Raw genomic sequence first — 11,560 nt, 5'->3', positions numbered from 1 at the left:
TCGCGATCAGCCCACCCTGTGGACAACCCGCGCGGCGAACCTACCGATCAGTAGCTTCAGGCTTTACCCTGGGCGCGTGCCGCGCCTGCTGAACCGCCTGCGCTCCAGCCCGCTGCTGCGGGTGCTGCTCGCCGTGGTCGCGCTCGCCTTCCTGGCGTACGGCCTGGCCCGGAACTGGACGGACACCTCGGCCGCCCTGTCGCGGCTGTCGTGGTGGTCGCTCGGCGTCTCGTTCCTGGCCGTGCTCGCCGGGCTCGGGTTCATGCTGGTCGCCTGGCGCGACATCCTCGCCGGGCTCGGCTCGCCGCTGCCTCTGCGCGTGGCCGCGCGGGTGCTGTTCGTCGGCCAGCTCGGCAAGTACATCCCCGGCTCGGTCTGGGCGTTCGCCGCGATGATCGAGCTGGCCCGCGACCACGGCGCGCCGCCGCGCCGGACGTTCAGCGCCACCGCGCTCGGCCTGGTGACCTCCCTGGGCTGCGCGCTCGCGCTCGCCGCGGCCACGCTGTCGCAGCAGATCGCCAGGCAGGCGTGGTGGCTGCTCGCGCTGATCCCGCTCATCCTCGTCTGCCTCCACCCACGGGTGATGACCTGGGGGCTCAACCTCGCCCTGCGCGTCGTCCGCAGGGATCCGCTCGACCGGGTGCTGAGCGGGACGGAGATGGCCAAGGCCGCCGCCTGGACGATGGCCGGCTGGCTGGTGTACGGCGTGCACCTGTGGGTCCTCGTCGGGGGCATGCGGCCCGCGGACCTGTCCCTGTACGCCGTCGCGGCCGGGGCGTACGCGCTGGCCTGGTCCACCGGCATCCTCACGGTCGTGGTGCCCGCCGGGATCGGCGTGCGGGAGGGCGCGATGGTCGTGGCGCTCGCGCCGGTGCTCGACACACCGAGGGCGCTGGCGATCGCGGTGGTGTCCCGCGTGATGTTCACCATCGGCGACGCCGCCTGGGCCGGGCTCGGCTTCCTGCTCTCCCACGGCCGCACCGCCCCCGCCGGTCAGCCGTCCGACGCGGCCAGCAACGTGTCCAGGTAGACGGCCCAGTGCGGCTCGGGGTCGACGGGCGCGATGCCCGCCCGCAGCCGCTCGGGCGTCCCCGGCTCGTAGAACCGCTTGATCGCCTCCGCCAGCGCGCCGGCCGAGCCCGGCTCCACCAGCAGGCCGTCCACCCCGTCGCGTACGTTGTCGGGCAGCGCCCCGACCCGGGTGGCGATCACCGGCACGCCGTGCTCGTGACCGAGCCACACGTTCTGGCTGGCGGTCGCCGACCGGTAGGGCAGCACCAGGGCGTCGGCCCCGGCGAACAGTCCTGGCACGTCCTCGGCGGGCACGTACCCCGGCCGGATCTCCACCCGGCCGGCGAGACCCAGCCGCTCGATCAGGGCGCGGGTGTCCTCCAGGCCGCCCCAGAACTCGCCCGCCACGGTGAGCCGTACGTCCGGCACCTGCGCGAGCGCCTCCAGCAGCAGGTCGAGCCCCTTGTACGGCCGGACGATGCCGAAGAACAGCAGGCTGCCGTGCGCCGTGCGCCCCGCCGCCTCCCTGGCGCCGCGCGAGGGCAGGTGCGGCGCGAGGGCGGCCACCCGCACGGGCGCGGCGGTGAGCGCGCGGGCGAGGTCCGCCTGCTGCTCCGAGTGGGCGAGCACGCCGTCCACCCGGCGCAGCAACGCCTTCATCAGCGGTCTGTCGTACGGCTTGCTCTCGTGCGGCAGCACGTTGTGACACAGGGCGACGACCCGCGCCCGGCGGCGCAGGCCGGACAGGATGCCGAGATAGGCGGGCACCTGCACCGGGCTCAGCACGGCGAGCACGACGAGGTCGGCCTCACGCAGCCGCCGCCCGCAGGCCACCCAGCCGTCCGGCCGTCGCCAGTCGAGGTCGCGGCGGGTGCCGTGGTACGGCTCGCCCTCGGGGCTGTCGATCGTCTGCTGCCCCGGATACAGGAACGAGGGATACTGCGCCCGCCACGACTCGATGACCACGTCGTGGCCCCGCGCCCGCAGCCGGTGGGCCAGTTCCGTCGTGTGCTGCGCGCCGCCGCCCTTGTACGGATAGGTGGGGCCGACGATCGCGATCCTCAAACGTCACCTCTGGAGCGCACGATCAGGTCGGCCAGCAGCGCCACCGCCCCGATCAGCATGCCGGATATGAAGACCACGATGGCGTTGCTGGTGAGGTAGAAGCCATAGCGGACCACGTCGTACAGGCCCTTGACGAAGCCGATGCCGACCAGCCAGAGCGCGGGCGGCATGAGCACCTTGAGCGGGTTGAAGTACATGATCATCCGCAGCACCTGCAGGACGTAGCGGTAGGCGTCGGAGACGAAGTTGAACTTCGACTTGCCGGCCCGCTTCGCGTACTCGATCGGCAGGTAGTAGACGTCGTGCTGGTTCGACATGAACGCCAGCGTGATCGTCGTGACGCAGGAGAAGCCGGGGGGCAGCAGGCGCAGGTACGGCTTGGCCACCGACTTGCGGAAGGCCCGCAGGCCCGAGTTGAGGTCCGGGATCTTCTGCCCGGCCAGCCGCTCCGCCACCTTGCGGATGAACCACTTCGCCGGCACCCGGAGGAACTTGTGCGAGCCCTCCTCGGTGGTGCGCGCGCCGACGACCTGGTCGATCGTCGCGTCCTTCTCCAGGATCTGGACCAGCTCTGGGATGCGCTCGTTCGGGTAGCTCATGTCGGCGTCGGTCCACACGACGATCTCGCCGCGCGCCTCCTGGCTGCCGATCCTGCGTACGGTGCCCGAGCCGCCGTTGCGGTGGAACGCCCTGATCCGCATATGCGGGAAGCGCGGCGCGGCCTCGTGCAGACGCGCGAGCGTCTCGTCGGTGGAGCAGTCGTCCACGGCCAGCAGTTCGTAGGTGTAGCCGCTCGCGTCCATGGCGGCGCAGATGCGCTCCACCTCGGCGATCACGTGATCCTGCTCGTTGTAACACGGCAGGACGATCGTGACGTACGGGGTTTCTGCGGGAGTCACGGCGCTTCCAGAGGTCTCGAGCGTGGTCACGTCCGGCTAGGGTACTCTGCCCCGCCAAATCGCGGTCTCACTTCGCGGACGCCGCCCTCACAGCCGCCTGTCCTTCGTGGTCGCGTCGACCGCGCCCACGAGGAGCACCCCCTCCGCGTCCCGCAACGCCCGGCTGACGTCGGACAGCACCGGCGGGCTCGTGAACTTCAGGTAGAACACCTCGGGCAGACCGGGGACGGGAGCGCTGTCCGGCACGTGCCGGCGATGCCACGCCGAGCCCTGGTGGGAGCGGGCCTGGAAGTAGACCTCGTCCAGCCCCGGGAGATCGTCGATGCGGTCGAGGACGGCGTTCTTCTCCGCGAGAGTGGCGAACCCCCGCCGTGCACAGGGCCCTTCGGCGGCGTCGGTCCGCACGCACAGCTGGACCATCACGTCGGCCTTGTCCGGCCAGAAGTCGTCGCGGAAGGCGAAGGCGGTGGAGACCCCCGGTGACGCCGACAGGCGGCGGATCAGTGCGGGCCAGTCCCCCGAACCGACCCGGACCCAGTAGGACGCCGCCATGTCCTCCAATTCGAGCGTCTCCAGTATGTCGGGCCTGTCCCGGGACATCTTCCGCTCGCGCCGCAACTCCTCCGCCTGCGATATGAACCGGACCTTTTTGACCTCCGGCGACGCCGCGAGCAGCGCGCGTACCCTCCGGATCTCGCGCGAAGTGGCGGCCCCGCGCTCGGCACAGGCGTCGAAGACACTGGAGCGCGCGCAGAAGAACACGGACAGCTCCCCCGTCTCCGGCCACGGACCATCCGGCGGCGGCAGGGGTGTGAGCGCGCTCGTGCCCGGCCACGGATCGTCCGGCGGCGGCCACGGCGTGGCGGAACCGGACGGCGACGGCGGCGCGACGGGCCGAGGCCGCGCCGGCGGCCCGGCGGTGGCGCAGGACGCCACCAGAAGCACCGCCGCCACGACCGCGAGCGGCCTTGTCCACCGCGTACGCTCTCCGGAGACCGCCGTCATCTTCCGGCTCCGGGAGTCACCGCGAACCGCCACTGCGGCGGCGCGGACACCTCGAGCACGGCGGCGACGCCCGGCATCCGTCCGAAGATCTCTCTCATCTCGCTCAGCCTGCCCGGCCTGTCGAGCCTGAGCCAGAAGCCCTCGGGCACGACGAGCGGGTCGATCTCCGTCCCCTCCCACAGCATGCGCCGCCTGTCCCGCAGCGCGTGGGCGAGATCCTCGAAGTAGACGGCCTCCACCCCGTCGAGGTCCTCGATCCGGTCGAGTACGGCCGCCCTCTCCCGTTCGGAGGCCCTCGGAGTCCTCTCGCATCGCTCGAAGGCGCCGTCGCCTCTGTCCGGACAGAACTGGATCGCGATGTCGGCCCTGCCGCGCCATGCGGTGTCCCCGAAGACGATGACGTCCGAGACACCGGGCAAGCCCTCCAGGCGGCGCTTGACCCCTTGCCAGTCCCCCGGGCCGAGCGCGCCGTGGTAGGCCTCCGGCACGTCGGCGGGCTCGTAGACGCTCTCGGTCCCGGAGCCCTCCCCGGGCGCGACCCATTCCTGGAAGTCCTCCCACCCCTGCTCGCGGGTCCGGAAGCGGAAGATGCGGACCTCCGGCATCGCCTTGAGCGCGGCCTCGATCCCGCGTCTGTCCTCTTCCGTCGCCGCCCCGTCATGACAGGCCGGAAGGTCATGCGGCGAGTTCGGACACAGGTAGACCGAGAAGAACCCCGACCGCGGCGGTGACTGCGCGGGCGGGGGCAGCGGCCGGCGGGACTGCCCGGAGAACCGCCACCCTGCGAGCCCGAGCCCGGCGAGGAGTGCGACCACCAGTCCGGCGACGACCAGCGGCCTCCGGAGAAGGCCCGTCCTGGATTCCGGCTCACGACGATCGTCACCGAAGGACAATTCCTCCATATCAGCGGAATCCACACGCCGAACCCTAGAGCTAGTCGGTTGGAACGGTCATCCAGACGTCGATGTTGAGCGACCAGGTGCCGTTGGGCGGGTCCACCAGCGAGCGTTCGTCCTGCCGGGTGTGCAGGCTCATCACCCGGGTGGCCGGGCCGTACGCCATGAGCTGCTCGGGCTCGGCGGCGAGCAGCACGGGCCTGCGGCCGGTGCGCCGGACGGCCTCGACCAGGCGCAGGACGTCGGCCCGGCGCGGCACGTCGGATCCCGGGGGATAGACCACGCGGGCCGTCGGCAGCCCGCACTGGCCGCGCAGCACCTGCGTCAGGCGGTCGCCCGTGACGCGCTCGGCGACGAGCACGGAGGCGTTCGCCGGGATCGCCCGGCACAGGCCCGCGACCGCGGCGGCCTCCCCCTGATTGACCGGTGAGAACGCGGTGCCGATCGAGGTGATCGCGGGCGGGACCGCCAGCAGCAACGCCCCGGCCGCGACGGCCGCCCGCGTACGGCCCGGACGGGCGGCGAACCGGCGCGTACGCGCGAGCCGCCGCGAAAGCCACCGCAGCCCCCAGACGGCGAGCAGCACCAGGCCGGGGATGACGATCGGCACCAGCCTGCGGGAGGCGAAGGGGTGGTCGGGGGTGATCGCCGGACGCCAGAGCGTCGTCACCGTCGTCCATCCGATCACCGCCAGCGGCAGCAGCCAGCCGAACTCCTCCCCCTTCATGAGGCGGCGCGCGAGCACGGCCGCCGCCACGGTCGCCAGCACGACGGCGGGGATCCCGACGTACCAGAAGAGCCAGTCGAGCGAGTGCTCGTAGTACAGCCGGGACCTGTCGGGCGCCAGGCCACCCGCGATCTGCGTCTTCTCGATGAAGTCGGCCGTGAGGATGTCCTCGGGCGTGACCGCGTCACGCCGCACCGTCTGCACCAGAGGCCGTACGGCGAAGCCCGCCATGACCAGCACGACCAGGGCCGCGGCGGCGTTCGGCAGCCACTCCGCCCGCGGCAGGCGGCGGGCGCGGGCGGCGATCCGGGGCGCGAGCGCCGCCCCGGCGACCGTGAGCACCACGACGACGGCGCAGATCGCGAGCAGGGGAATGAGCGAGCCCGACAGGTACTCCAGATAGGGCCGGGCGAGGGCGTAAGCGCCGGTGAACCCCCACACACCGCCCACGAGCAGACCGGTCAGCAGGGGCGCGCCCAGCCGGGCCTCGGGCAGGGGCCTCGCGCGGGGTGTCCGCCGCAGCGCGACGAGCGCCCCGGCCAGGACGAGCACGGGCAGCACATCGCGCAGGCCGTCGATGCGCACCAGCAGCGCCAGCCCGAACGACAACCCCGCGAGCGCGGCGGACGGAAGGCCCGCGCCGGGCGGCGCGGCCCGGAGCCGGGCGCGCGCGTCGAGCAGCAGGTTCATCCCGCCGAACAGCAGGATGAGCGAGGGGATCTCGCTGAACGTCGTCCGCGACGTGTAGAGGATCGGCAGGCTGACCGCGAACACGAGGGCGGCCAGGGGCGCCCAGCGCCCGCCCGCGAGCCGCGCGGCGGTCCCGGCGACGGTCAGCACCGCGAGCGCGCCCAGCACGGGCGGCACGAGCAGCAGTCCGGGGACGCCGCCCAGCCAGTGGCCGATCGCGTGGATCATCGGCGCCCCGGCCATGAACTGCGGGCCGATCCCGCCGTCGACCGCGTAGAACCCCATGCTGTCGAAGCGCAGTGCGAGGTCGGGGCCGCCGAAGTCGCCCGTGGGAATCGGCAGCGACCCGTGCCGGGCGAGCCAGACGGCGTACTGCGCGTAGGTCGACGGGTCACGCCGGACGATCAGCTGCTCCCCGTGCAGGAGCCCGTTGAACACCCCCGATCCGAGCGCGACGGCGAGGGTCGCCGCCGTCGCCCGGCGGGGCGGCGGCGCGGTCTCGGGCAGGCGGCGCAGGCCGTACGCGCACAGCAGGAGGGCGGCGGCGCCGCCGAGCAGCGCCATGGGCAGCGGCAGGAACCGCCCGAGCAGCAGCAGCGGGAGCCCGGCGATCAGCCACCCGCTCAGCGCGAGCGCGGGCACGACGGAGACGGCCGCGAGCAGCCTGCCCGCCGCCTTCCGCTGCGATGGCAGCCGTGTGCGGCCACGCGCGTGGCCTGACGTGTTCACCGGGATGCCCCCGAGACTAGCGGCCTGCCCCGGAGCCGCGCCTTCTTCAGCGTCGTGTCCCGGCCACCCGCGCGTCGCCGTTGTCCACAGGCGCGTCCCGGCCCCGCACAGGGGTCGCGGGAAGCCGGTAGCGTACGCCGGGAGGCAGGCAGGGGGGCGCATGAGGGTGTCGGACAGCCGGGGCTCGGCGCCCTGGCCGGAGGGGGACGACGGGCACCCCCGCGAACGTTCCGGACCCGTCCGGCCCGGCGAGTCGTCGTCCGCTGGTCCGCCCACTGGTCCGCCCACGCCGCTCCCGAACGGACGGCCCACAGACGGACGGCCCACGGACGGACGGGCCGGAATGGGGCGGCATCGAGCCGAGCACGTCGGAACCGGGCGGACAGGAGCCGGGGGGCGCGGGGTCGGGTGGCGCGGGGTCGGGTGGCGCGGGGTCGGGTGGCGCGGGGTCGGGTGGCGCGGTGCCGCGCGGGCCGGAGGCGGCCGGTTTGAGAGTTGGGTGCGTGGGCGTCTGACGCCCCGCGACCCGATGCACCCGGTGGCGTGGGCGCGTGAGGACCTCCCCGGGTGGGCGCGCCGGCACCGGTGGTTTCTCGTGGTCCTCGGGCTCGGGGCGCTCCTGCGGCTGGTGACCGTGATCGGTTACCGGCCCGCGCTGTGGTTCCCCGACTCCTACACCTACGTGGTGACCGCCATGCGGCCGAGGCCGGACCTCGTCCGCCCGGCGGGCTACTCGATGTTCCTGAGGCTGCTGGAGGCGTTCCACAGCTTCGCCCTGGTCGTGACCGTCCAGCACGTGCTGGGGTTGCTCGTCGGCGTGATGCTCTACGTGACCGTCCTGCGGCGTGGCGGTCCCCCGTGGGCCGCCGTCCTGGCCTGCGTCCCGGTGCTGCTCGACGCGTACCAGATCGAGCTGGAGCACCTGCTCGTCTCCGACTCGTTGTTCACCTTCCTGCTCGTGGGGGCGGTGTGCCTGGCGATGCGCCGCCCGCTGACGCCTCGCTCGGCCGCCGCGCTCGGCCTCGTGCTGGCCGCCGCCACGCTGACCAGGACCGTCGGGCTCCCGCTCGTCGCCGTCTTCGCGCTCTTCCTGCTCGCGTACGGCGTGCGCCGTGCGGCCGGGGAGAGCGGGCCAGGCGGGGAGAGTGGGTCGGTGCGCCCAGGCAGGGCGGTGGCCCGGCTCACCGTGCCCTTCCTGGTGGCCGCGCTCCTGCCGGTCGCGGGCTACGCGGGGTGGTTCTACGCGACCTACGAGCGCGTCGGGCTGGTCGGCTCGAACGGCGTCTTCCTCTACGCGCGGACGATGTCGTTCGCCGACTGCTCGGTGATGAAGCCGCCGCCCGACCTCGCCGTGCTGTGCGACCCGCGGCCTCCCGCGGCCCGGCCGGCGTCCCAGGAGTACATCTGGAACGCGCAGTCCCCCCTGGTCCGGCTGCCCGGCATCACGTTCACCAAGGAGACCGACACCCTGGCCGGAAGGTTCGCCTCGCTCGCGATCCGCAGCCAGCCGCTCGCGTTCGTCCGCACGACGCTGACCGAGCTCGGCAGGTCGTTCACGCCGGGCCGGCCCGTCTACCCCGACGCCGCGACGTACGGGTACTACGAGTTCCCGGCGACCGTCCCGCCGCCGCCCGGACGACACCCCGCCGTGGTGGGCAAGGAGTTCGCGCAGCGTTACGAGGGCGGGCCGATCACGGTGCGCATCGCCGAGCCGTTCGCGGGCCTGATGCGGGCCTACCAGGACGTCGCGTGGCTGCCGGGGACGGCGCTGCTGGTGATCCTCCTGGTCCCGCCGGCCGCCTGGGCCGTCCGGGCCGGGCCGGCCCGCCGCGCCCCGGCGAGGCGCACCACCGGGGCGGCGGGCGAAACCGGGGCAGCGTGGACGCGACTGGTGCCCCAGAACCACGCCTCCTCGAACCGTGCCCCTGCGAATTGGGGCATCGCCTGGGCGACGGCATGGGCGCTGCTGCTCGTTCCGGCCGCCACGGCCCAGTTCGACTACCGCTACGTGCTGCCCGCGGTGCCGCTCGCCTGCCTGGCCGCAGCCCTGTCCGTACGAGGGCCCGGCAGACGGGCACGAACCCCTTGACCTGGTCAAACGACGCGCGCATCATCAAAACCAGGTAAAGGCAAACTCATTCCCATACCCAAAATGTCGGTGTTTAGTATGCTCTGCCCCTGGATCAGGGGGACGTGACACGGCATGATCGTGGCCCGGATCCTCCCAATCGCGGCGCCCGCAGACGCTCCCGTGACCTACCCTCGGAGCGCGACCTGTGATCGCCAGGCAAGGAGGACAAGTGTGCGAGCGAACCAGTAATCCTTCCGGCCTCTCGCCCACTCGTCCGGTTGCCACACCATGTCGCCCGGCTGGCCTGTCATGTGGCCGGGCCACCGCTTCCCGGGCAGGCGTGCGGTGAGCGAGCGCAGGCGCGTCTCCGCGCGCACCAGCCCTCCGCCGCCCCCGTCCGACCAGAGGGTGTGGGGTCCCCCGGAGGACGCCGCGTACGGCGGGGCCTTCGAGCCCCCGCACGGCCGCAGAGCGGCTCCCGCGCCCGCCGGATACGCCGACATGCCGGTGGCCACCGCCCCCGCGGGCTACGCGGAGATGCCGGGCAGACGTGGCGGGCAGCGACCACCCCGGGACGACCACCCGCCCGAGGCCTACGACGGGGGACGGCGCCGCGGCGGGCGGCGCGCCGAGCCGGGCCTCCCGCCCGAGCCCTCCTACGACCCTTCCTACGACGAGGAGGAGCCGCCGCGGCGGCGCGGCCGCAGGCGCGGCGGCGACGAGGAGACCGGCCACGCCCCCGCCACCGTCCCGAGCCGCAGGCGCGGCGGTGAGGAGACGGCCCACGCCCCCACCGGCCCGAGCCGCGCGCACGGCGGCGGCGACTTCCCCCCGGACGGCGGGCCGCCGCCGCGTCGGCGCGGCGGAGGCGCCGGCGGCCGTTCCGGCCTCGGGATCGGCGGCTGGATCAGCGTGGTGCTCACGTGTGTCATGGTCATCGGCACGCTGACGGCCTACAAGGTCTACCGGAGCACCATCGGCCTGATCAACAGAGGCGCGTCCACCGACGACCTCGACAAGAACCGCCCGGTCAACGAGACCGGCGCGATCAACGTGCTGCTCGTGGGCTCGGACACCCGGGCGGGAGACAACAAGAAGTACGGCCAGCACCTGGTCAACGACGGCGAGCGCACCGACACGATCATGCTGCTGCACGTGTCGCCCAACCGTGACGCGGCGACGCTGCTCAGCTTCCCCCGCGACTCGATGGTGATGATCCCGGCCTGTTACTCCCACAGCAGGACGCTCATCCCGGCACACCTCGGCATGATCAACTCCGCGTTCTCCGACGGCGGGATGATCTGCACGCGGCGGACCATCGAGAGCCTCACCGGGATCCGCGTCCACCACTACGTGAAGGTCGACTTCACCGGCTTCAAGAACATCGTCAACGCCCTCGGCGGCATCGAGATCTGCCTGCCGCAGGCCGTCAACGACAAGAAGTCGAAGCTGACGCTCCCCGCCGGCAAACAGACCGTGCGGGGCGAGGCCGCGCTGGGCTACGTGCGGCTGCGCTACGGTCTCGGCGACGGCAGCGACATCTCCCGCATCAAGCGCCAGCAGGTCTTCATCTCCCAGGTCGTGAAGAAGGCGACCAGCAGCGCCCTGCTCACCGACGTCGGCAAGCTGCAGAACTTCATCGCCGCGGCGGCGAAGTCCGTCACCATGGACGACGCGCTCAACACCGAGGAGCTCATCAAGATCGCGCAGAGCGCGTCGAAGCTGTCGGCGAAGGGCTTCAAGGCCACCACCGTGCCGTGGGAGCCGTACGCCGCCGACAAGAACCGCGTCCAGTGGAAGCAGCCGGCCGCCGGCAACCTCTTCAGGGCCATCGCGAACGACACCGAGGTGGCTCCCACCGCGTCCGCGAGCCCGGCCGCCTCGCCCTCTGGGCCGGTGGTCACCAAGCCGCAGCAGGTCAAGGTGCAGGTGTTCAACGGCACCAACAGGGACGGCCTGGCCAAGGAGGTCGCCGAGGAGCTCGCCGGGCTCGGCTTCAACGTCGTCGGCGTCGGCGACGCGAGGAAGCCCGACGGCACCGACCAGCCGAAGACGATGGTCCGCTACACCGGTCAGGGCTGGAACTACTCGAAGATCCTGGTCGGCAAGCTGGTCAACCCCGTCAGCCCGGAGACCGGCAAGGCGGCGAGCGGCCCGGCCTGGCCTTTCACGCCGTCCTCGCCTCCGCCGGACGCGCCCAAGGGCAAGGTGCGCGGGCCGATCATCCAGCTCGTCGTCGGCGCCGACTGGAAGGGCGTCCGCTCCCCCATCAACCTGGGCGACAACGTCGTCACCTCCGACACCAACCCCTGCGCGAGCTGACCCGCGTCACCACCGGGCCGGGACTCCAGGCCGTCCACGTGGACGGAGGAGCCCCGGCCCGTTCTGTCACCGGTGCTCTGACGGAGGACCACGACAACGTCACATCCGTTACGTTCGGCCCCAGAGGCGACATCAGTCCTCAAGA

At 72.7% G+C, this 11,560-nt stretch carries 8 protein-coding genes; 3 read left to right on the top strand and 5 right to left on the bottom strand.

The window, feature by feature from the left end; translation table 11 throughout:
- Positions 1-76: 76 nt before the first annotated feature.
- Positions 77-1,030: a lysylphosphatidylglycerol synthase transmembrane domain-containing protein gene (locus tag AAH991_RS34150; protein WP_346230060.1), complete on the top strand. Its 954-nt coding sequence runs from the start codon at positions 77-79 to the stop codon at positions 1,028-1,030.
- Here AAH991_RS34150 and AAH991_RS34145 read toward each other — a convergent pair.
- Genes AAH991_RS34145 through AAH991_RS34125 form a run of 5 tightly spaced genes read right to left on the bottom strand, consistent with a single transcriptional unit; the run spans position 994 to position 7,022 of the window.
- Positions 994-2,076, bottom strand: coding sequence for a glycosyltransferase family 4 protein (locus AAH991_RS34145; RefSeq protein ID WP_346230059.1), 1,083 nt, complete (start codon positions 2,074-2,076; stop codon positions 994-996). The two genes, AAH991_RS34150 and AAH991_RS34145, sit on opposite strands and share 37 nt — an antisense overlap.
- The gene (locus AAH991_RS34140) at positions 2,073-3,005 is read right to left on the bottom strand and encodes a glycosyltransferase family 2 protein (RefSeq protein WP_346230058.1); all 933 of its coding nucleotides are present in this window, start codon (positions 3,003-3,005) and stop codon (positions 2,073-2,075) included. The genes AAH991_RS34145 and AAH991_RS34140 overlap by 4 nt, the downstream gene beginning before the upstream one ends.
- A gap of 57 nt (positions 3,006-3,062) precedes the next feature.
- Entirely contained in the window at positions 3,063-3,980 is a 918-nt protein-coding gene (locus AAH991_RS34135; RefSeq protein ID WP_346230057.1) for a permease-like cell division protein FtsX, read from the bottom strand.
- A complete protein-coding gene (locus AAH991_RS34130; RefSeq protein WP_346230056.1) occupies positions 3,977-4,897 on the bottom strand; it encodes a permease-like cell division protein FtsX in 921 nt (306 codons plus the stop codon). The genes AAH991_RS34135 and AAH991_RS34130 overlap by 4 nt, the downstream gene beginning before the upstream one ends.
- Before the next feature lie 16 nt (positions 4,898-4,913).
- Positions 4,914-7,022 (bottom strand): hypothetical protein, encoded by a 2,109-nt coding sequence (locus AAH991_RS34125; RefSeq protein WP_346230055.1) that lies wholly within the window; start codon positions 7,020-7,022, stop codon positions 4,914-4,916.
- Between the two features lie 499 nt (positions 7,023-7,521).
- On the opposite strand from AAH991_RS34125, the gene AAH991_RS34120 reads away from it, so the two are divergent.
- Together AAH991_RS34120 and AAH991_RS34115 are read left to right on the top strand one after the other, a co-directional pair.
- Positions 7,522-9,111 carry a phospholipid carrier-dependent glycosyltransferase gene (locus tag AAH991_RS34120; RefSeq protein ID WP_346230054.1) on the top strand — a complete coding sequence of 530 codons (1,590 nt, stop codon included), beginning with the start codon at positions 7,522-7,524 and terminating at the stop codon, positions 9,109-9,111.
- A 327-nt stretch (positions 9,112-9,438) separates the two neighbouring features.
- Positions 9,439-11,415 (top strand): LCP family protein, encoded by a 1,977-nt coding sequence (locus AAH991_RS34115; RefSeq protein ID WP_346230053.1) that lies wholly within the window; start codon positions 9,439-9,441, stop codon positions 11,413-11,415.
- Positions 11,416-11,560: the final 145 nt, after the last annotated feature.

Origin of the sequence: Microbispora sp. ZYX-F-249 (assembly GCF_039649665.1) — a bacterium.
Classification (GTDB): Bacteria; Actinomycetota; Actinomycetes; order Streptosporangiales; family Streptosporangiaceae; genus Microbispora; species Microbispora maris.
This window is presented reverse-complemented; position numbering and strand designations above follow the sequence as displayed.

What these genes read in the sequence shown, in the direction of transcription:
- AAH991_RS34135 (WP_346230057.1), bottom strand. Translation starts at nt 3,980, where the DNA reads ATGACGGCGGTCTCCGGAGAGCGTACGCGGTGGACAAGGCCGCTCGCG.